This window comes from Croceivirga radicis, from assembly GCF_002072105.2.
GTDB lineage: Bacteria > Bacteroidota > Bacteroidia > Flavobacteriales > Flavobacteriaceae > Croceivirga > Croceivirga radicis.
The window spans coordinates 74,402-93,907 of record NZ_MTBC01000012.1 but is presented as its reverse complement, the minus strand read 5'-3'; the positions used below and the strand labels follow the sequence as shown (position 1 = coordinate 93,907).

The 19,506-nt window shown below is 36.9% G+C and carries 21 protein-coding genes and 5 tRNA genes; 1 reads left to right on the top strand and 25 read right to left on the bottom strand.

What is annotated here, in order from left to right; translation table 11 throughout:
• Positions 1 to 32: 32 nt before the first annotated feature.
• From rpoB to BUL40_RS14930, 25 genes are all read right to left on the bottom strand, one after another.
• Positions 33 to 3,842 (bottom strand): DNA-directed RNA polymerase subunit beta, encoded by a 3,810-nt coding sequence (gene rpoB, locus BUL40_RS15050; RefSeq protein WP_010519808.1) that lies wholly within the window; start codon positions 3,840 to 3,842, stop codon positions 33 to 35.
• A 130-nt stretch (positions 3,843 to 3,972) separates the two neighbouring features.
• Positions 3,973 to 4,353, bottom strand: coding sequence for a 50S ribosomal protein L7/L12 (gene rplL, locus BUL40_RS15045; RefSeq protein WP_010519809.1), 381 nt, complete (start codon positions 4,351 to 4,353; stop codon positions 3,973 to 3,975).
• Positions 4,354 to 4,405: 52 nt separating this feature from the next.
• Positions 4,406 to 4,921 (bottom strand): 50S ribosomal protein L10, encoded by a 516-nt coding sequence (gene rplJ / locus BUL40_RS15040; protein WP_010519810.1) that lies wholly within the window; start codon positions 4,919 to 4,921, stop codon positions 4,406 to 4,408.
• Between the two features lie 25 nt (positions 4,922 to 4,946).
• Complete coding sequence (gene rplA, locus BUL40_RS15035; protein WP_010519811.1) at positions 4,947 to 5,636, bottom strand: 50S ribosomal protein L1; 690 nt, start codon at positions 5,634 to 5,636, stop codon at positions 4,947 to 4,949.
• 17 nt (positions 5,637 to 5,653) lie between these two features.
• On the bottom strand, positions 5,654 to 6,091 hold the full coding sequence (gene rplK / locus BUL40_RS15030) for a 50S ribosomal protein L11 (RefSeq protein ID WP_010519812.1): 438 nt from the start codon (positions 6,089 to 6,091) through the stop codon (positions 5,654 to 5,656).
• A gap of 67 nt (positions 6,092 to 6,158) precedes the next feature.
• Complete coding sequence (nusG, locus tag BUL40_RS15025; RefSeq protein WP_010519813.1) at positions 6,159 to 6,710, bottom strand: transcription termination/antitermination protein NusG; 552 nt, start codon at positions 6,708 to 6,710, stop codon at positions 6,159 to 6,161.
• A 5-nt stretch (positions 6,711 to 6,715) separates the two neighbouring features.
• Entirely contained in the window at positions 6,716 to 7,015 is a 300-nt protein-coding gene (gene secE, locus BUL40_RS15020) for a preprotein translocase subunit SecE (protein ID WP_010519814.1), read from the bottom strand.
• Positions 7,016 to 7,031: 16 nt separating this feature from the next.
• Positions 7,032 to 7,104 (bottom strand) — tRNA-Trp (locus BUL40_RS15015).
• A gap of 68 nt (positions 7,105 to 7,172) precedes the next feature.
• Positions 7,173 to 8,360, bottom strand: coding sequence for an elongation factor Tu (gene tuf / locus BUL40_RS15010; protein WP_010519815.1), 1,188 nt, complete (start codon positions 8,358 to 8,360; stop codon positions 7,173 to 7,175).
• 47 nt (positions 8,361 to 8,407) lie between these two features.
• Positions 8,408 to 8,479, bottom strand: a tRNA-Thr gene (locus BUL40_RS15005).
• A 76-nt stretch (positions 8,480 to 8,555) separates the two neighbouring features.
• Positions 8,556 to 8,628 (bottom strand) — tRNA-Gly (locus BUL40_RS15000).
• A gap of 70 nt (positions 8,629 to 8,698) precedes the next feature.
• Positions 8,699 to 8,780: transfer RNA gene (locus BUL40_RS14995), tRNA-Tyr, on the bottom strand.
• 26 nt (positions 8,781 to 8,806) lie between these two features.
• Positions 8,807 to 8,880, bottom strand: a tRNA-Thr gene (locus BUL40_RS14990).
• Positions 8,881 to 8,982: 102 nt separating this feature from the next.
• Positions 8,983 to 9,285, bottom strand: a complete 303-nt coding sequence (gene hpf, locus BUL40_RS14985; protein WP_010519816.1) for a ribosome hibernation-promoting factor, HPF/YfiA family — start codon at positions 9,283 to 9,285, stop codon at positions 8,983 to 8,985.
• A gap of 52 nt (positions 9,286 to 9,337) precedes the next feature.
• Complete coding sequence (locus BUL40_RS14980) at positions 9,338 to 10,222, bottom strand: tyrosine-type recombinase/integrase (protein ID WP_176465496.1); 885 nt, start codon at positions 10,220 to 10,222, stop codon at positions 9,338 to 9,340.
• Between the two features lie 75 nt (positions 10,223 to 10,297).
• Complete coding sequence (gene rpsU / locus BUL40_RS14975) at positions 10,298 to 10,492, bottom strand: 30S ribosomal protein S21 (RefSeq protein ID WP_010519818.1); 195 nt, start codon at positions 10,490 to 10,492, stop codon at positions 10,298 to 10,300.
• Positions 10,493 to 10,584: 92 nt separating this feature from the next.
• Positions 10,585 to 11,754 carry an acyl-CoA dehydrogenase family protein gene (locus BUL40_RS14970; protein ID WP_080319904.1) on the bottom strand — a complete coding sequence of 390 codons (1,170 nt, stop codon included), beginning with the start codon at positions 11,752 to 11,754 and terminating at the stop codon, positions 10,585 to 10,587.
• Between the two features lie 10 nt (positions 11,755 to 11,764).
• Complete coding sequence (locus BUL40_RS14965; protein WP_244901886.1) at positions 11,765 to 12,529, bottom strand: ComEA family DNA-binding protein; 765 nt, start codon at positions 12,527 to 12,529, stop codon at positions 11,765 to 11,767.
• Between the two features lie 123 nt (positions 12,530 to 12,652).
• Positions 12,653 to 14,722, bottom strand: coding sequence for an amino acid carrier protein (locus tag BUL40_RS14960; RefSeq protein WP_010519821.1), 2,070 nt, complete (start codon positions 14,720 to 14,722; stop codon positions 12,653 to 12,655).
• 94 nt (positions 14,723 to 14,816) lie between these two features.
• Positions 14,817 to 15,827 carry a potassium channel family protein gene (locus BUL40_RS14955; RefSeq protein WP_080319902.1) on the bottom strand — a complete coding sequence of 337 codons (1,011 nt, stop codon included), beginning with the start codon at positions 15,825 to 15,827 and terminating at the stop codon, positions 14,817 to 14,819.
• Between the two features lie 2 nt (positions 15,828 to 15,829).
• A complete protein-coding gene (locus BUL40_RS14950) occupies positions 15,830 to 16,057 on the bottom strand; it encodes a PspC domain-containing protein (RefSeq protein WP_010519823.1) in 228 nt (75 codons plus the stop codon).
• An 8-nt stretch (positions 16,058 to 16,065) separates the two neighbouring features.
• Positions 16,066 to 17,346, bottom strand: a complete 1,281-nt coding sequence (locus BUL40_RS14945; RefSeq protein ID WP_080319901.1) for a DUF2851 family protein — start codon at positions 17,344 to 17,346, stop codon at positions 16,066 to 16,068.
• A gap of 51 nt (positions 17,347 to 17,397) precedes the next feature.
• Positions 17,398 to 17,709: a rhodanese-like domain-containing protein gene (locus BUL40_RS14940; protein ID WP_010519825.1), complete on the bottom strand. Its 312-nt coding sequence runs from the start codon at positions 17,707 to 17,709 to the stop codon at positions 17,398 to 17,400.
• Between the two features lie 56 nt (positions 17,710 to 17,765).
• A complete protein-coding gene (locus BUL40_RS14935; protein ID WP_010519826.1) occupies positions 17,766 to 18,383 on the bottom strand; it encodes a thioredoxin family protein in 618 nt (205 codons plus the stop codon).
• A gap of 17 nt (positions 18,384 to 18,400) precedes the next feature.
• A complete protein-coding gene (locus BUL40_RS14930; protein WP_080319900.1) occupies positions 18,401 to 18,898 on the bottom strand; it encodes a TlpA disulfide reductase family protein in 498 nt (165 codons plus the stop codon).
• Positions 18,899 to 19,058: 160 nt separating this feature from the next.
• Here BUL40_RS14930 and BUL40_RS14925 point away from each other — a divergent pair, with 160 nt between their 5' ends.
• Positions 19,059 to 19,505, top strand: coding sequence for a MarR family winged helix-turn-helix transcriptional regulator (locus BUL40_RS14925; protein WP_010519828.1), 447 nt, complete (start codon positions 19,059 to 19,061; stop codon positions 19,503 to 19,505).
• Position 19,506 lies beyond the last annotated feature (1 nt).

Genomic DNA, 19,506 nt, shown 5'->3' with positions numbered 1-19,506 from the left:
GTTCTCTTATAAATAGTTGTGCAACTATTAAATTATTCTTCCAATCTAATATCTAAGCCCAAACCTTTTAGCTCGTGCATTAATACGTTGAAAGATTCTGGCAACCCAGGTTCTGGCATGGTCTCACCCTTAACGATTGACTCATAAGTTTTAGCCCTTCCGATTACATCATCGGACTTCACTGTCAATATCTCACGTAAGGTTGCAGAAGCACCATAAGCTTCAAGTGCCCAAACTTCCATCTCTCCAAAACGCTGACCACCAAATTGTGCTTTACCTCCAAGTGGCTGTTGCGTAATAAGCGAGTATGGTCCGATAGAACGTGCGTGCATTTTATCATCTACCATGTGTCCTAATTTCAACATATAGATTACACCCACTGTTGCTGGTTGATCAAAACGTTCTCCCGTGCCACCATCATACAAATACGTATGACCAAATGGAGGAATACCCGCTTCATCTGTAAGGCTATTGATTTCATCTAAAGATGCACCATCAAAAATTGGCGTTGCGAATTTCTTATCCAATTTAAGACCGGCCCAACCTAATACAGTTTCATAAATCTGACCAATATTCATACGAGAAGGTACACCAAGTGGGTTTAATACAATATCCACAGGGGTTCCATCTTCTAAGAATGGCATATCTTCTTGACGAACGATTCTTGCAACGATACCTTTGTTACCGTGACGACCAGCCATTTTATCACCTACTTTAAGCTTACGCTTTTTAGCAATATATACTTTGGCCAATTTCATGATACCTGCAGGAAGTTCATCACCAACTGAAATTGTGAATTTATCCCTCCTTAAGTTACCTTGAAGGTCGTTCAATTTAATTTTATAATTGTGAAGCAAATCTGCAACCATGGTATTGGTTGTATCATCAGTAGTCCAAGTACCGCTAACCAAGTGGGCAAAATCGTCCACTGAATTCAACATCTTAATGGTATACTTTTTACCTTTTGGAAGCACTTCTTCTCCCAAATCATTTTGTACGCCTTGAGATGTTTTACCATTAATCAATGTGAATAATTTTTCAATTAACACATCTTTTAGTTGTTGAAATTTCACTTCATATTCCAACTCTAATTTAGCTATAGCCTCCTTATCTTCTGAACGCTTACGCTTATCCTTAATAGACCTAGAGAATAGTTTTTTATCTATTACCACACCTCTAAGTGAAGGAGAAGCTTTTAAAGATGCATCCTTAACATCTCCGGCCTTATCTCCGAAGATGGCACGCAATAATTTTTCTTCTGGAGTTGGATCGGATTCACCTTTTGGAGTAATCTTACCAATTAAGATATCTCCAGGTTTTACCTCCGCGCCAATGCGGATCATACCATATTCATCCAAATCTTTAGTTGCTTCTTCCGAAACGTTAGGAATATCATTGGTTAATTCTTCTGCACCCAACTTGGTATCTCTAACCTCTAAAGAATACTCATCTATATGTATAGAAGTAAAGATATCCTCTTTTACTACCTTCTCAGAAATTACAATTGCATCCTCAAAGTTATAACCTTTCCAAGGCATGAAGGCAACCTTCATATTCCTACCTAAGGCTAACTCTCCTTTTTGTGTTGCGTAACCTTCGCAAAGAACTTGACCTTTTTGTACCTTATCACCTTTTCTTACAATTGGTTTAAGGTTGATAGATGTTCCTTGGTTTGTTTTACGGAACTTAATAAGGTCATACGTTTTGTAATCCTCATCAAAGCTGATTAAACGCTCTTCTTCAGAACGGGTGTATTTCAACACAATTTTCTGTGCATCTACATAATCTACTACGCCGTCCTCTTCAGCATTTATCAATACTCTAGAATCTTTAGCTACTTGTCCTTCCAATCCAGTACCTACAATTGGAGACTCAGGCCTTAATAATGGTACAGCCTGGCGCATCATGTTAGACCCCATCAAAGCACGGTTCGCATCATCGTGCTCCAAGAATGGAATAAGCGATGCAGAAATTGAAGCGATTTGGTTAGGCGCAACATCCGTATATTGAATATCCGTTGGCTCAACTACAGGGAAATCACCTTCTTCTCTTGCAATAACTTTGTCCGTATCTATAGAACCATCTTCTTTCAGAGGAATGTTGGCTTGCGCAATCTTCATTCCTTCTTCTTCCTCCGCACTCAAGTAAATGTGGTTCTTTACATCTACTTTTCCATCTTCTACCTTACGATAAGGAGTTTCCAAGAAGCCCATTTGGTTTACCTTGGCAAATACCCCCAAAGAAGAAATTAAACCAATGTTTGGTCCTTCAGGAGTTTCAATAGGACAAAGTCTACCATAATGTGTATAGTGAACGTCTCGCACCTCAAAACCGGCTCTTTCTCTTGAAAGACCTCCTGGTCCTAGTGCAGATAAACGTCTTTTATGCGTTATCTCTGCCAATGGATTGGTTTGATCCATAAACTGAGACAATTGGTTGGTACCAAAGAATGAATTGATAACCGACGACAATGTCTTTGCGTTGATCAAATCGATAGGCGTAAATACCTCATTATCACGAACGTTCATACGCTCACGAATGGTACGTGCCATACGAGCTAAACCTACACCAAATTGAGAAGATAATTGCTCACCAACGGTTCTAACACGACGATTTGATAAGTGATCAATATCATCGATTTCCGCTTTAGAGTTAATTAACTCGATTAGATATTTTATAATGGTTATGATATCATCTTTGGTCAAAACCTGTTTGTCCATTCCAATATCCAAACCTAATTTCTTATTCATTCTATAACGACCAACTTCTCCTAAGTTGTAACGTTGATCAGAAAAGAACAATTTATCTATAATACCACGTGCAGTTTCCTCATCTGGCGGTTCTGCATTACGTAATTGTCTATAGATATGTTCTACCGCCTCTTTTTCGGAGTTGGTAGGGTCCTTTTGTAACGTATTATGTATAATGGCGTAATCTGATTGACTATTATTTTCCTTGTGCAAAAGAATAGTCTTAACATCAGCGTCCAAGATTTCATCAATATGTTCTTTTTCAAGAACGGTATCACGATCTAATACAATTTCATTTCTTTCAATAGAAACAACTTCACCTGTATCCTCATCCACAAAATCCTCGTGCCAGGTGTTCAATACCCTAGCAGCAAGCTTACGTCCTAATACTTTTTTAAGTCCAGCTTTAGAAACCTTAACCTCTTCAGATAAATCAAAAATTTCTAAAATATCCTTATCCCTTTCAAAGCCTATTGCTCTGAATAAGGTTGTAACCGGTAATTTTTTCTTTCTATCAATATAAGCGTACATAACGCTATTGATATCTGTTGCAAATTCTATCCAAGAACCTTTAAATGGTATAACCCTTGCTGAATATAACTTTGTACCATTAGCATGGAAAGATTGACCAAAGAATACACCTGGTGATCTATGCAACTGAGATACAACCACACGTTCCGCCCCGTTAACAACAAAAGTACCACTAGGCGTCATGTATGGGATAGTACCTAAATAAACATCCTGTACAATTGTTTCGAAATCCTCGTGTTCAGGATCGGTACAGTATAATTTTAATCTTGCCTTAAGCGGCACACTATAAGTAAGACCTCTTTCTATACATTCCTGTATAGAATATCTTGGAGGATCTATAAAGTAATCCAAGAACTCTAAAACAAATTGATTTCTTGTATCAGTTATTGGAAAATTTTCCATGAAGGTATTGTACAAACCTTCGTTGCCTCTTTCGTCAGATTTAGTCTCAAGTTGAAAAAAGTCTTGAAAAGATTTAATCTGAATGTCCAAGAAATCCGGGTAATCCGGTATGTTCTTAGCCGATGCAAAGTTTACTCTTTCAGTCTGATTATTGAACATCTATGGACGAGTTTTTATAGTGAAATCTCTAAATGGGATACGTGCACCATTACACGTTGCTTTATAAAACGGGCTAAGGTCTTAACCGATAATCGGTAAGACCTTAACCCTTAAATTATAGTTACTGCTCTTATTTAAGCTCAACTTCTGCTCCTGCTTCTTCCAAAGAATTTTTGATTCCTTCAGCTTCGTCTTTAGAAACACCTTCTTTAATTGCTTTAGGTGCACTATCAACGATTTCTTTAGCATCTTTTAATCCTAGACCGGTAAGTTCTTTTACCAACTTAACTACAGCTAATTTAGAAGCACCAGCAGCTTTTAGGATTACATCAAATTCAGTTTTCTCTTCTGCAGCTTCACCACCACCAGCAGCACCGCCACCAGCAGCTACAGCTACTGCAGCAGCAGCAGGCTCTATACCATACTCTTCTTTAAGGATGTCAGCTAATTCATTTACCTCTTTTACGGTAAGGTTAACCAACTGTTCTGCAAAATCTTTTAAATCTGCCATTTTTCTATCGTTTAATAAAATTTTAAAATATAAAGGTTATTGTGCGTACAAATTATTTCTCGGATAAGGTTTTAAGGATACCGGCCAATTTACCACCACCAGACTTAAGTCCAGAGATAACGTTTTTGGCAGGAGATTGTAACAATCCAATGATATCCCCAATAACTTCCTCCTTAGATTTGATATTAACTAGCGCATCTAGGTTTTCATCACCTACATACACTGCCTCTTCTACGAAAGCACCTTTTAAAATTGGTTTTTCTGCTTTCTTTCTAAAGTTTTTGATAAGTTTTGCTGGTGCATTGCCAGTTTCTGACAACATTAAAGACGTATTACCTTTAAGTACACCAGGAAGCTCACCAAACTCTTTTTCTGAAGCTTCCATTGCCTTTGCAAGCAATGTGTTTTTTACAACTGCTAATTTTATATTAGCCTTAAAACAAGCTCTTCTTAAATCTGAAGTTTGCGTTGCATCAAGACCAGAAATATCTGCCAAATAAATGGTAGAACTATCCGCTAACTGAGCAGTCAAATCTTCAATTACGGTTGCTTTTTCTTCTCTTGTCATTGTTTTGAATTTGAGCTACTCGCTATTAAACTGCTTTTGGATCAAGTTGAACACTAGGACTCATAGTGCTACTTAGGTAGATACTTTTCATGTATACACCTTTAGCAGCGGCTGGCTTAAGTTTAACAAGCGTATCTATAAGCTCTTTTGCATTACCTGCAATTTTGTCCGCAGAAAATGAAACTTTACCTATAGCAGCATGAACTATACCTGTTTTATCAACTTTAAAGTCTATTTTACCGCCCTTAACATCTGCAACAGCCTTACCTATATCCATAGTTACTGTTCCAGTTTTTGGGTTAGGCATTAAACCTCTAGGACCTAAGATTCTACCCAATGGACCCAACTTACCCATAACACTAGGCATAGTAACAATCACATCAACATCTGTCCATCCACCTTTAATCTTATCAAGGTACTCATCTAAACCAACAAAGTCTGCCCCAGCTTCTTTAGCCTCAGCTTCCTTATCTGGTGTCACCAACGCTAAAACCTTAACATCCTTACCCGTACCGTGTGGCAATGTAACCACACCACGAACCATTTGGTTTGCTTTTCTAGGATCAACACCCAAACGCACCGCTAGGTCCACAGAGGCATCAAAGTTTACATTGGTAATTTCTTTTACTAAAGCAGAAGCTTCCTCCAAGGAATACATTTTATTCCTATCAATTTTTAATTGAGCTTCTTTTTGCTTTTTAGTCAATTTTGCCATTCTAAATTGCTTTTAGATTAAAAAGGTTTAGTTCCAGATACTTTAAGACCCATGGAACGTGCTGTACCAGCAACCATCATCATTGCAGATTCTACAGTAAACGCATTTAAGTCTACCATCTTTTCCTCTGCAATTGTTCTAACTTGGTCCCAACTTACAGACCCTGATTTAACTCGATTAGGTTCGCCAGATCCTTTTTTAATCTTGGCTGCTTCCATCAATTGAACGGCCGCAGGTGGTGTTTTTACAACAAACTCGAAAGATTTGTCTTTGTAAACGGTGATAACAACAGGTAATACTTTACCTTGTTTGTCCTGTGTTCTAGCATTAAATTGCTTACAGAACTCCATGATGTTAACACCAGCAGCACCTAAGGCGGGTCCAACCGGTGGCGATGGATTCGCAGCACCTCCCCTAACTTGTAGTTTTACAACCTTATCTACTTCTTTTGCCATTTTGTCTAATTAAATTTTGAATTGTGTATTTGGAAGCACACAATTTATATTTGTAACAGCTCTTGCTCTAAATTTTTTCTACCTGCATATAACTTAATTCCAACGGTGTTTTTCTACCGAAAATTTTCACCATTACCTCAAGCTTACGCTTTTCTTCATTAATCTTTTCAACAGTTCCATTAAACCCATTGAAAGGACCATCTATAACTTTTACCGTTTCCCCAAGAACATAAGGTATAGCAACGTTATCTGTATTAACAGCTAACTCATCTACCTTCCCTAACATTCTATTCACTTCAGATTTTCTCAATGGCACGGGATCACCACCCTTGGTTTCACCAAGAAAACCAATTACATTAGTTATAGACTTTATCAAGTGTACCATCTCACCACCTAGATTAGCTTTAACCATAATATATCCAGGAAAGTAAGTACGCTCTTTATTTATTTTTTTTCCATTTCGTATCTGAACCACTTTTTCAGTAGGCACCAATACTTCTTCTAAATAATCGCCATACCCAGCACGCTCAATCTCGTTCTCGATATAACCTTTTATCTTATTTTCTTGCCCGCTTACCGCACGAACCACATACCACTTTTTCTCTAAAATTTCTGACATTGACCTTATTTTTTCTTACCAAAGAATGAGTTTACCCCAACAGCAATAGCAAATACTAAGAAAGCATACCATACAATCCTTAGCACACCAAAAAAGCCAGTGCTCCAGAAGTTTTGATACGTATCCACATCAAACAACTTTCCGGTAATCAAATCAGAAAAGAACATATCTACACCCCAAGTTGCAAGTGCAAATAATATAGAAAAAACTGCTACTACCACCATTAAATTGGAAGCCTGTTCGCGGTTTAACCACGTAACATTATTCTTTAGTTCTTCCCAAGATTCTCTAACGTAAGTCAACATAAGAAATAACTTTAAGCACGGGAGGAGAGACTCGAACTCCCGACACCTGGTTTTGGAGACCAGTGCTCTACCAACTGAGCTACACCCGTATTTACACTGAAAGGTATTCGTCTAAGACGAACACCCTCAGTATAAACTTTTATTTATAATAAAATAATTAATCTAAAATTTCAGTAACCTGACCAGCACCTACTGTTCTACCACCTTCACGGATAGCGAAACGTAGACCTACGCTTAATGCGATTGGTTGAATCAAATCAACAGTAATTGTCAAGTTATCACCAGGCATTACCATTTCCACTCCATCAGGAAGGTTGATATTACCAGTTACGTCAGTTGTTCTAACATAGAACTGAGGACGGTAGTTGTTATGGAAAGGTGTGTGACGACCACCTTCTTCTTTCTTCAAGATATAAACCTCCGCTTTAAATTTAGCGTGTGGCTTAACAGAACCTGGCTTACAGATAACCATTCCTCTTTTGATATCAGACTTTTCAATACCTCTCAACAAAAGACCAACGTTATCACCAGCTTCACCTCTATCCAAAATTTTACGGAACATCTCAACACCCGTAATAGTAGAAGACAACTTCTCTGCACCCATACCGATGATATCTACAGGATCACCAGTGTTAGCAACACCAGTTTCGATACGTCCTGTTGCAACAGTACCACGACCAGTAATTGTGAATACATCTTCGATTGGCATCAAGAAATCTTTATCAACATCTCTAGCAGGAAGCTCAATCCACTCATCTACAGCCTCCATTAAACTCATTACAGTGTCCACCCATTTTTGCTCACCATTAAGAGCACCTAAAGCTGAACCAGCAATAACAGGACCGTTATCTCCATCATACTCATAGAAAGAAAGCAATTCTCTAACTTCCATTTCAACTAACTCTAACAACTCCTCATCGTCAACCATGTCAACTTTGTTCAAGAAAACAACGATTCTAGGAATACCTACCTGACGACCTAATAAGATGTGCTCACGAGTTTGAGGCATAGGACCATCAGTTGCAGCAACAACCAAAATAGCACCATCCATCTGAGCAGCACCAGTAACCATGTTCTTTACGTAATCCGCGTGACCAGGACAGTCAACGTGTGCGTAGTGACGGTTAGCTGTTTGATACTCTACGTGAGACGTATTAATAGTAATACCTCTTTCTTTCTCCTCAGGAGCGTTATCAATAGAATCAAAGCTTCTAAGCTCAGAAAGACCTGCATTAGCCAATACTGTAGTAATAGCAGCAGTTAAAGTTGTTTTACCGTGGTCTACGTGTCCAATAGTACCTATATTAAGGTGTGGTTTGGAACGATCAAAAGTTTCCTTAGCCATTTTAAATGATTTTTAATCTTAGTTTATATTAGTGTCAAAATCGTTTGAGCCAATGACGGGAATTGAACCCGTGACCTCTTCCTTACCAAGGAAACGCTCTACCCCTGAGCTACACCGGCGTAAAGTGTTGAAACAACTACTTTTTAAATAGCCTCCCATAACGGAAGAGTAACCCGAATTTCAGGTTTGACTTAGAGCGGGAGACCGGGTTCGAACCGGCGACATTCAGCTTGGAAGGCTGACGCTCTACCAACTGAGCTACTCCCGCAATTTTCATTTCAAAATTTCAATATCACCTCTTGCAAATTACACATTCATAACTTCACAAAAGGCTTTAGTGGGGAGAGCAGGATTCGAACCTGCGAAGACATAGTCAGCAGATTTACAGTCTGCCCTCGTTGGCCGCTTGAGTATCTCCCCGCCTTGTGTTTTTTTCAGTATTTCAGAGCCGATAGAGGGACTCGAACCCACGACCTGCTGATTACAAATCAGCTGCTCTAGCCAGCTGAGCTATATCGGCTTTTAACCGTCTTTTTTCTCACAAAAAAAGCCCGCTATTTCTAACGGACTGCAAATGTAGACATATTTTTATTTATTCAAAACTTTTTGCAAAAAATTTTATTTAGGCGTGCGCCCTCAATTTCTCCTTCTTTTTAACCAACAACCTTTCTAATGAACTACATGCACTATCTACTGCTTCCTCAAAAGATTTACATTGCTTTTTTACAATCAATTGATCTCTTGGAATTTGCACTTTAATTTCCACAATCTTGTTCTCTTTTGAACTGGTGTTTTGAACCTTCAAATAAACATCTGAACTGATTACTTTATCGTAAAACAATTCTAATTTATCCATTCTGCCTTGCACAAAATTTAACAATTTTTGATCTGCATCGAAATTAACGGATTGTGAGTTCACCTTCATAAATTAAAGATTTAGGTCTGTATGTAAACAGACGGTTAAACAATCAAGAATTTTAATTCTTGTTTCTTGGGTGGGCCAATTTGTGTGCTTTTTTAAGTTCCGCTATACTATTGTGCGTGTAAACCTGTGTTGCAGCCAAACTAGAATGCCCTAACAACTCTTTCACAGCATTAAGGTCTGCCCCTTGGTTCAAAAGATGCGTAGCAAAGGTATGCCTTAGCATATGCGGACTCTTTTTTACCTTGGGCGATACCTTACTAAGGTACTTATTAATAACCCTATAAACAAGATTTTCGTATAATTTAACCCCTCGTTTAGTCAAGAAAAAGTATTCATTATCTTGAATGTTATTCAATTTATTTCGCTCCTCTATATAAAGCATGGCTTGATTGGCCAAACCAGACAGCATGGGAATTATTCGTTCTTTGTTTCTTTTTCCTAACACTTTAATATTTTGAGTCACAAAATCTACATTAGAAAATTTTAGATTGATAAGTTCTGACCGCCTTATTCCGGTTGTATAAAGCAAATAAACTATCAGTCGATCTCTTATACCTTCAAAATCTGCTGGGTAACCAATTAAATCTAAAACATTTTCCATTTCTGCTGCAGAAAAAGGTATATGTACTTTTTTTTCTTCCTTTAAGGTTTTATGCTTAGAGAAGGGATTTTTATCTATTGCACCTGATCTTAATAGAAAAGCGTAATAAGCCTTTAAGGAAGCTATCTTTCTATTTACCGTCCTAGTTTCGTTGCCCGCTTCAATTAAGAAAACAATCCATTCTCGTATAGCAGGATAAGAAACTTGTATTAAAACCTCCTCTTCTGCCATTAAGAACTTCTGAAAAGATAAAATATCGGTTTCATAAGCAAGAACAGTATTTCTTGCATACTTCTTCTCTAAAAGCAAATAGTCTAAAAATGCGCTTACAGCCATACTATTATTTGGATACCACTGAAAATAAAAAAATCCCGCCAATTGGCGGGATTTTTATTCCTAGTTTTTTAACTACTACAATTCCTCTTTATCTCTAAGTCCTTGTATGTATTGAGCTTTTTGGATTTCTGCTCTACGCCTTACAGAAGGCTTTGTGTATTGTTGACGGCTTCTTAGCTGTCTCATAGCACCGGTTCTATCAAACTTACGCTTGAAACGCTTTAAAGCTCTATCGATGTTTTCTCCTTCTTTTACTGGTATAATTAACATTGGCTACAACCTCCTTTCTTTTAGTATTTTGGGATGGCAAAAGTACAATTATTTTTTAATGTAAAAAGAAATAATGAATTTTTTAATAGAAATTACTTTACCGGTTTTTTATATTGCTTTTTGTCAATTATAATCTTTGCCAAAATTTCTTTTAAAATTTCTGACGTACCACCACCTATTGGCCCCAACCTACTATCCCTGCTTAATCTAGCCAACGGATAATCTTCTATATAACCATAACCTCCTAAAAATTGCAAACAATTATACATTACCTCATCTGCCATTTTAGTAGATTTTAATTTAGAGATTGTCGCCTCCTTAACCACATATTCTCCATGTTGCATTTTAGCAATGGTACTGTAATTAAACTCCTTACACAATAGCATATCTGAATATAAGTCTACCATTCTATGCCTAAGCGCTTGAAACTGATTAATGGATTTACCAAATGCTTCCCTTTCTGACATATACTGCTGGGTATACTCTAACGCATATTCTGCCCGTGCGTGTGCATTTACTCCCATGACCAAACGTTCCAAGGCAAAAGCTTCCATTATATATACAAATCCGCTTCCTTCATCCCCCAGCAGATTTTCTTCAGGCACCTCAACATTATCAAACGCAAGCTCTGCCGTATCAGATGCCCTCCAACCTAGTTTATTAAGTTTATTTGCGGTTACCCCTTTTGCGTTCCTATCAACTATAAACATACTAATACCCTTGTGGCCTGCGGTAGCATCTGTCTTTGCCGCTAGAACAATGTAATCCCCGTATACGCCATTGGTAATAAACGTTTTTGAACCGTTCACAATATAGACATTTCCTTTCTTTATTGCCGTAGTGCGCATAGCAGCAACATCACTTCCTCCAAAAGGCTCTGATACTCCTAGGCAACCAATTTTATTACCCAATACACTAGGTTCCAGATAAGCTTTCTTTTGTTGGGCGTTGGCCAACTTATTTAAATAAGTCATTGCCAAATATTCATGAGCCCACATAGCCGCAGCAAAACCTCCAGAATGAATACATTGCAATTCTTCTAAAAAGATAACCGTATAGAATAAGTCCAAACCTAACCCAGAATACTCTTCCGGTGTCATTAATCCAAAATATCCCATTTCGCCAAACTTTTCCCATATAAAACGGTCTATTTGGCCAGTTTGCTCCCATTTTTCAATGTGGGGTACAACTTCTTTTTGTAGAAAATCTTTTAGGCTCTGCCTAAATAACCTATGTTCTTCAGTGAAGTACATATTGTTCATAGCAATTTTTTTATATAGACAAATATAAGGCTATTCTGTGTAGTTTTTCTGTAGGAAACCCAGCTACTTTATCTAAATCCTGTATTGAGGTAAAGGCTCCATTTAATTCTCGGTGCGCCACAATTGCATTTGCTAAATTCCAATTGATGTAAACCAAATTTTTAAGTTCTTCGGCAGTAGCTTGATTGATATTGATTTTTATAATTTTTGGTTGATTTTTAACTACAAAAACCTGCATGGCTTTTTTTGCTATTTGGTGATCCAAACCATAAACGTCCACTAATTGCTTTTCTGTTAGAAACCCGCCAAGTCTATCTCTAAATTTTACAATTCTTGCCGACAACTTTTCTCCAATACCTGAAATCATTTGAAAATCGGCAGCTGTTGCACTGTTAATATCAATCTGTTTTAACCGTTTTTCTTTATCCGCCTTTATAACCCCAATCCTTTGTGATTGTGGCTTCTTCCCTTTGGCAACCCAATCTGGAAATTTAAAATATGGCTCCATTAATTGTAATACTGAATCTGACACACCGGTTACCTTTTGAAACTCCTCTGCGGTATTAACGTATTTACCAGAAGACCTGTACAGCAACAAAGCATCTATTTGAGATGTAGACATACCCAATTGATACCCTTTATAGTCTGAAATAAAATTTGGATTAAACGGTTTAAACTGATAACTGGCTTTAGCAGAGTTTACCTGAACCAAGCTATCTACAAAAGATTGCGCTTCAACATCTAATTGAATTTCAGAATCAGTAGGTTTATCCATATAACTCAAACTAAATCTTGTTATGAAATATATGGCCAATAAAAGGAACACAATAAAAATCCCGCTTTGTTCTTGTTTATTAAGGCCAAAGCGGGATTTTGAAGATTTCATTTTAGGAATAAATTATTTAGCCAAACGCTGCTTTTTAAATAATTGGTTGGACTTTAATTTTTTCCAGTATTCATTCAAGTCTGTTTTAACCTCACCAGACATTATATATAATCCAATAATGTTAGGGAAAGACATAGCCAAAATCATCATATCAGAAAAATCCAATACAGCACCTAAGCTAACAGAGGCTCCTATTACCACAAAAACTAGGAATAAGATTTTATAAATCATTTCTGATTTTTTGCTTTTACCGAATAAATAAGTCCAGGCACGCATTCCATAGTAAGACCATGAAATCATAGTTGAAAAAGCAAATAAGAAAACCGCCAATGCCAACACGTAAGGGAACCACGAGATTTGACTACCAAAAGCATCAGAAGTCAATTGTGCACCTGCAAGGCCTTCTACCTCGTGCATTCCGGTAAATATAAGTACCAAAGCTGTTAGGGTACAAACCACAACCGTATCTATAAAAGGTTCTAATAAAGCCACAAAACCCTCCGAAGGCGGATGTTTTGTTTTTGCCGTACTGTGTGCAATAGCTGCAGAACCCACACCGGCTTCATTAGAGAATGCCGCCCTTTGAAAACCTACAACCAAGACCCCTACAATACCACCTTTTAGTGCAGATGGGCTAAAAGCACCTTCTACTATTGCAGAAAATGCAGGGCCAATATTTTGTATATTCATTAGAATAACGGCCAATGCAGCAATAATATAAACAGAAGCCATAACTGGAACAACACGGCCCGTTACTTTTGCAATACTATTTATACCTCCAATAATAACCACACCTACTAATACAGCCGTTACCACACCAAACCAAAAACCATTTCCTGCTAAAGCCGGGAATTGCCCTGCCAATTGCTCAAAAGATTGATTGGCCTGGAACATGTTACCACCACCAAAAGAGGCACCAATTGCCAAGATGGCAAAAACACCTGCCAACACTTTACCAAAGCCCTTTAGATTTCTTTTTTCAAGACCATATCTTAAATAGTTCATAGGCCCGCCAAAAACCCGACCATCTGGTAATATATCCCTGTATTTTACCCCAAGCGTACATTCTACAAATTTGGAAGACATACCAAGCAAACCACAAACGATCATCCAGAAAGTAGCACCTGCACCACCTAATGAAACCGCAACAGCAACACCTGCAATGTTTCCAAGACCAACGGTTCCAGAAACTGCTGTTGCCAATGCTTGAAAATGGGTTACCTGCCCTGGAGCATCCGGGTCATCATACTTACCTTTAGCTAAATCAATTGAGTGTCTAAAACCTCTTATGTTTATAAAGCCCATTCTAATGGTAAAGAACAATGCTCCCAACACCAACCATATAACAATAAATGGAATTCCTTTTGTTAACGGATCCCCATTTGGATGTGTCATAACAATTGGATCATCGTAAACTATTTCTGCCAAGAAGTGGGCTCCTTGTTCAATAACATGTTCGGCATTGTCAGAGTTGTAAATAACATTTCCTTCTTTTACCAAATAGTTAAGTGTACCAGTAGCAGAAGCAATCACCGTTTGGTCTCCATTCTTTTCACTAGAGATAATTGCAATTTGATCTCCTTTGGCAACATTTTGCCCTTCTTTTTTGAGCCATTCTTTTAGTACAAATTTATCTTCTACTTCTGCAGACCAACCTGGGGTACTAACCAACTTTTTATCTGCGTATGCCACAGGATCATAAATGCCTATTGCGGCAAATGGGTCCCAAAACAAAACAGAACCAAGCGCCTGTACTGCAGGTGTCATGGTTCCATTAAAAACTTCAGCAATTGTACTTGTTTCTACCTTATATACTTTTGTGACCGAATTACCATTCGCATCTGATACCACAACGGTATAGGGTATTCCTTCTACCAAACCAGTAGCTCTCTTTGAAGATAGCGGGGTACTTTGATTACTCCATTTATAACTATATGGAGGTGTACCACCCAAAACTTGTAAATCTATAACCCCATCATTAATCTGTTTAGACGGATTATAAATCCCCGGCTTTACCGTTAGGTCTTGGGAACTTGCCATTATACCCAGCAGCATGAAACATGCACTAATTATTCTCTTCATATTTTGATTATTGGTTTTTGGTATCTTAAGATTAAATAATCGTTAAGGTGCCAATATCTTAAAAAAATACAAGTCAATCAAATTTTGTTGAGGATTACTCTCCTATTTGGAACATTTGATTTAGTTTTTGTATTTGCTCAGGTCTACCTAAAACTATTACCTTTCCTTTAGGTTCTAATTGTTGATCTGCTTCTGGATTAATTATATAATTACCTACGGGATCTATGTAACCAATTATGGTACATCCTGTTTTGCGCCTTAAATCTAAATCCCTTATGGATTGGCAATCTATTTGGTCCGTAAAATCCGTAATTTCTACTTCTTCTAAATTGGTAGTATTCTCACCCTCAATAGAAAGTTTATCCATAAAAGTGATTAAATCTGGCATTACAACCAATGAAGCCATATGATCACCTCCAATTTTATCTGGCATTATAACTTTATCCGCCCCAGCAAACTGTAATTTTTTTACAGAACTTACCAATGAAGCCCTACTTATTATAAATAACTTTTTGTTCAATTGTCTTGCAGATAAAACTACAAACAGGTTTAAAGCGTCATCTGGTAAGGCCGCTACTAAATATTGGGCTTTTTGTATGCCCGCTGCCAATAAAATCTCGTCGTCGTTTACATCGCCTTCAACAAAGAGCACCGCATCTTCATTAGCTTCTATGATGCTTTTTTCTTTTTCGATAACCACAAATGGTTTCTTGTAAGCCTGCAACCTTTCTGCTGCTTGCTGCCCATTACGCCCGTACCCACATACAATTACGTGGTTCTCCAAACTATCAATTTTATTTTTCACACGCTTTTTCTTTAGGAGTTGAAGGGAATTTCTACTTAAAATATATTCAGAAACTACCGATATGGCAAAACCAAAAATAAATACACTGGTAACAATTAAAAAAACGGTAAACACCTTAGCATTAGCATCCAGCGGTCTAACTTCAGAAAAACCAACGGTGGTAACCGTTATGATAGTCATATAAACGGCTTCTATCCAAGAATAATTGGCTAGCAAACGGTATCCAAAGACCCCAATTACAAAAATGGATAACATAAGCGAAAGTGCTATTGCCAAACGGGATTTAAATATCCTTTCCATTCTTATAAATCAAATACAGAGGTTCTTTTTGTATACACTAAATCCTTTATTTTTAACCAAAAAGCTATAAAGAGGTATAATGCAAAGCCAAAACCTAACGTTACAAAAGTTAAGTATATAAAAGTGGTACGCACTACCCTAGCCCGTATACCGATACGTTCCGCAATACGTTCACAAACTTCAAAGCCACGCTTTTGAAAATAATATAAAAGGTTGTAGAACCAATCCATACCCAAAATTACTTAATTCTATTCAATAGCTTACCACCTATAGCACATTGTAGGCATTGATTTTTGTCGCAGTAATTTTTCTTTAATTCTAATATTGCTTGGCTATGCATAGCATTATCTACTTTTTTACCTAAGGCCTTAAACCCTTTTGTAACATTATTTTTCTCTTCTGAAAGTTCCATAACCCATTTTAGCAATCTTTCTACATCTGGGTTTCCTTGACTTTTTTGATAGGAAAACTTTAGGGGGATTAGGGTATTGATGGCCAATAACGCTATGAACGAGTTAGAAACAGTTTTCTTCTTGTAAGCACTTTCTTTACCAAAGTTGTAATGATTATCCCAGTATTTGTTTGTTTTTACCTTAACTAAAGTATTTAACTCTTCAATAGTTCTTAACCGCATTAAAACCGAAAACAAATTCTGATGATGACTATACAAAGCTGCTATTTGCGCCAATCTAATAGTAGGGAAATTCATGGGGCGCAAGCCAAAGAAATCTACTTTTTGCCCTGTTTTAAGCTCTAGACTAAACTTTTGTTTTAGAAACGTAAATTCTTGTAATAGCCTTAACTCGTAATTATCTTTAGAATCTTTTGACAATAAACCCAATCCGCCAAATAACAAAGCTTCTAATTGCATTGGTTGGTTAGATACCTTACGGACAATAGAAAACGGTAATGCTTGTGCAAATTGAAAAAACTTAGGCCCATTTATGTTGAGACCAAAATTTTTCATAAGTAAGATGAACAACACTTTTTCCCAATCGTTTTGATTGGATTTTAATAAACCAGCTATTTCGAGGTGTCTTTTTTCTAGGCGACCTATGTACAAACGCTCTAACCAATTTTCCCATAGAAAGTCATCTATTTCCGAAATATCATTTTCACAATTGATGAACCGACTACCCGATTTAGCAAGTAATTGCTTGTAATAATTTAGTAAAGATGGGGACACCAAATCTTTAATTTCCAAAACAGGAATTATACTGCCATCTTTTCGAAAGACTTCTACATTATGTTCCCAGACTACATGAAGTATAACATTATCATAGTTAACATCATTTTCATGACCATGCAAATACCAATCTGATGATTTTATATGTATTTCTACGTTACCGGCCCAAAGCTGGCCTCCTATTCTTAGTTTAGCATTAAAAAAATCAGGGCCAGCTAATTTGTTATGTGTACCCAAATGGAGTACTTCAATTAGCTCGCCCTGATGTGTATTCAAAGTGTTACCCTTGAACTTAAAATTTTTCCAAACGTAGTGGAGAAAGTCCTCTCGCATGGAACTAATTTAGAAAATATTCTAAAAAAGTAACCAATAGTCTACAGAAGGTTATTCTGCAACTTCTCCATCCCAATTCATAAAACCGCCTTCTAAGTTATAAGTGGTTTCAAAACCGGCATTATTCATTATTGCACAAGCTTGGCCACTTCTGGCCCCAGAACGGCAATACACATAGTAGTTCTTACTTTTATCCAGTTTTTCAATTTCAGTTAAAAATTCTGGACCCAAATAAATATCTATATTGGTTGCACCTGGTATATAACCATCTTCTACTTCTTCTGGTGTTCTAACATCTAGTAAAAAAGAATTGGAATCGTTTTTTAATTTTTCTGCCCATTCTTCTTGAGATAAATCTGCCATATTTATTTTTTTAAAGCTGCACAAACTTAAGCATTACGCCTAAATAATATCATTTATTACGCCTTTATAGAGCACCCAATAGCTTTTGTAGTAGTAACTTTTATTGGTGTTCCATTAAGCATAGCATCTACCGCATCTTCAACAAAACGGTCTTCTACTTGTGACGCATCTTGGTAGTTGTCATCAATAGCACCTATATAAGCCACTTTATTCCCTTTAGCTGTTTTTTGCAACAAATAAACATGGGGTGTTCTAGTAGCTCCATATTTAGGATACACTTTTTGGCCTTCGTCTACTAAATAAGGAAACTTAAACCCTTTATCCTTGGCCCTATCCATCATTGCCTCATAACTATCTCCTGCCTTAACCGTAGGATTGTTTGGGTTAATAGCTATAACAGGCACATTTTGCGACTCGTATTTAGCATGTAATTTTATAATGCGGTCTTCATAGGCCTGTGCGTAGGGGCAGGTATTACAGGTAAAAACAACTAAATATCCCTTGGCATCTTTATAGTCTGCCAAGGATACTAATTTGCCATCAATATTTTTTAGTTTAAAATCAGGGGCCATATCCCCTATTTTGAGGCCTTCTTGTGCAGAAACTTTACCTGCAAATAACAAAATAAAGCAACCAAGAATGCCAATTGCCTTTAAAGTTAAACGTGTTTTCATAGTTCCATTTTTTATTATTAGAAAGTATTTAATGCTTCATTAAGCTTTTCATAAGTGAGTCCTTCTTCAAAGAACAATCGCTTGTTCCTATTGTAAATTAAAGTAGCCGGAATCCCACCTCCCCAATTTTCATCAACTTGTGGTATCCAATTATTCATCTTGGGGTCATCTAAAATTACAACTTTACCTTTTAAATTTTTCTCTTTCACAAATGGCACTAATCTCTTCTCCCATAGGTTGGGCATATCTAGACTAACTAAAACCAATTCTACTTTTTTCTCCTTTCTTTCGGCATAGGTTTTTTCAAAATCTGGCAATTCTGCAATGCAAGGTTTACACCATGTGGCCCAAAAATTTACGATATAAACCGTATCGTTATTTTTACTCAATAGTGGTTTTAACCCCTGAAAATCATATACGGGAAAGGCTTTAAATTCTTCCTCTTTTACTGGTTCATCTACATTCGTCTTTACTAATTGCTTTTTTTCCTGTTTGCAGGATATTAAAAATGACATCACTATAAGAGTCAACAATATTCTCATATTCAAGGTATTTCAATTTTAAAATTAAGGTTAGTACAAGTGTGACTGTGAATCTTTAACAAAAAATTAGCCTTGATATAAACGTTTACAATCAAAATAAATATACATTTGTATATACAATTGTTGTAGAAACATGAATGTAGAGAAAATTATAAAAACAAAAAAGGAAATACCGTTAAGACCACGAACATTAATACACATGCAACTAATAGTCAATAGTGTATCTGAAAAAATAACTGCGGTTTTAAAGCCATTTGATGTTTCCACCCAGCAGTTTAACGTTCTACGCATTTTAAGAGGTCAAAATGGCAAACCCGCAAATTTATCTACTATAAGTGAACGCATGGTAAGTAAAATGAGTAATACCACAAGACTAGTAGATAAGTTACTTGCCAAAGAATACGTAGAACGTAAAATTTGCCCAGAAAACCGGAGAAAGGTAGAAATTTCAATAACTACAAAAGGAATAGAAGCCCTAGAGCATATGGATGCAGCAATGTTACAGGCAGAAAATGAATTAACCGCAAACCTAACGGATCAAGAATTAATAAAGTTAAATCAAATATTAGATAAATTTTAAG

What these genes read in the sequence shown, in the direction of transcription:
- rpoB (WP_010519808.1), bottom strand. Translation starts at nt 3,842, where the DNA reads ATGTTCAATAATCAGACTGAAAGAGTAAACTTTGCATCGGCTAAGAAC.
- rplL (WP_010519809.1), bottom strand. Translation starts at nt 4,353, where the DNA reads ATGGCAGATTTAAAAGATTTTGCAGAACAGTTGGTTAACCTTACCGTA.
- rplJ (WP_010519810.1), bottom strand. Translation starts at nt 4,921, where the DNA reads ATGACAAGAGAAGAAAAAGCAACCGTAATTGAAGATTTGACTGCTCAG.
- rplA (WP_010519811.1), bottom strand. Translation starts at nt 5,636, where the DNA reads ATGGCAAAATTGACTAAAAAGCAAAAAGAAGCTCAATTAAAAATTGAT.
- rplK (WP_010519812.1), bottom strand. Translation starts at nt 6,091, where the DNA reads ATGGCAAAAGAAGTAGATAAGGTTGTAAAACTACAAGTTAGGGGAGGT.
- nusG (WP_010519813.1), bottom strand. Translation starts at nt 6,710, where the DNA reads ATGTCAGAAATTTTAGAGAAAAAGTGGTATGTGGTTCGTGCGGTAAGC.
- secE (WP_010519814.1), bottom strand. Translation starts at nt 7,015, where the DNA reads ATGTTGACTTACGTTAGAGAATCTTGGGAAGAACTAAAGAATAATGTT.
- tuf (WP_010519815.1), bottom strand. Translation starts at nt 8,360, where the DNA reads ATGGCTAAGGAAACTTTTGATCGTTCCAAACCACACCTTAATATAGGT.
- hpf (WP_010519816.1), bottom strand. Translation starts at nt 9,285, where the DNA reads ATGAAGGTGAACTCACAATCCGTTAATTTCGATGCAGATCAAAAATTG.
- BUL40_RS14980 (WP_176465496.1), bottom strand. Translation starts at nt 10,222, where the DNA reads ATGGCTGTAAGCGCATTTTTAGACTATTTGCTTTTAGAGAAGAAGTAT.
- rpsU (WP_010519818.1), bottom strand. Translation starts at nt 10,492, where the DNA reads ATGTTAATTATACCAGTAAAAGAAGGAGAAAACATCGATAGAGCTTTA.
- BUL40_RS14970 (WP_080319904.1), bottom strand. Translation starts at nt 11,754, where the DNA reads ATGAACAATATGTACTTCACTGAAGAACATAGGTTATTTAGGCAGAGC.
- BUL40_RS14965 (WP_244901886.1), bottom strand. Translation starts at nt 12,529, where the DNA reads ATGGATAAACCTACTGATTCTGAAATTCAATTAGATGTTGAAGCGCAA.
- BUL40_RS14960 (WP_010519821.1), bottom strand. Translation starts at nt 14,722, where the DNA reads ATGAAGAGAATAATTAGTGCATGTTTCATGCTGCTGGGTATAATGGCA.
- BUL40_RS14955 (WP_080319902.1), bottom strand. Translation starts at nt 15,827, where the DNA reads ATGGAAAGGATATTTAAATCCCGTTTGGCAATAGCACTTTCGCTTATG.
- BUL40_RS14950 (WP_010519823.1), bottom strand. Translation starts at nt 16,057, where the DNA reads ATGGATTGGTTCTACAACCTTTTATATTATTTTCAAAAGCGTGGCTTT.
- BUL40_RS14945 (WP_080319901.1), bottom strand. Translation starts at nt 17,346, where the DNA reads ATGCGAGAGGACTTTCTCCACTACGTTTGGAAAAATTTTAAGTTCAAG.
- BUL40_RS14940 (WP_010519825.1), bottom strand. Translation starts at nt 17,709, where the DNA reads ATGGCAGATTTATCTCAAGAAGAATGGGCAGAAAAATTAAAAAACGAT.
- BUL40_RS14935 (WP_010519826.1), bottom strand. Translation starts at nt 18,383, where the DNA reads ATGAAAACACGTTTAACTTTAAAGGCAATTGGCATTCTTGGTTGCTTT.
- BUL40_RS14930 (WP_080319900.1), bottom strand. Translation starts at nt 18,898, where the DNA reads ATGTCATTTTTAATATCCTGCAAACAGGAAAAAAAGCAATTAGTAAAG.
- BUL40_RS14925 (WP_010519828.1), top strand. Translation starts at nt 19,059, where the DNA reads ATGAATGTAGAGAAAATTATAAAAACAAAAAAGGAAATACCGTTAAGA.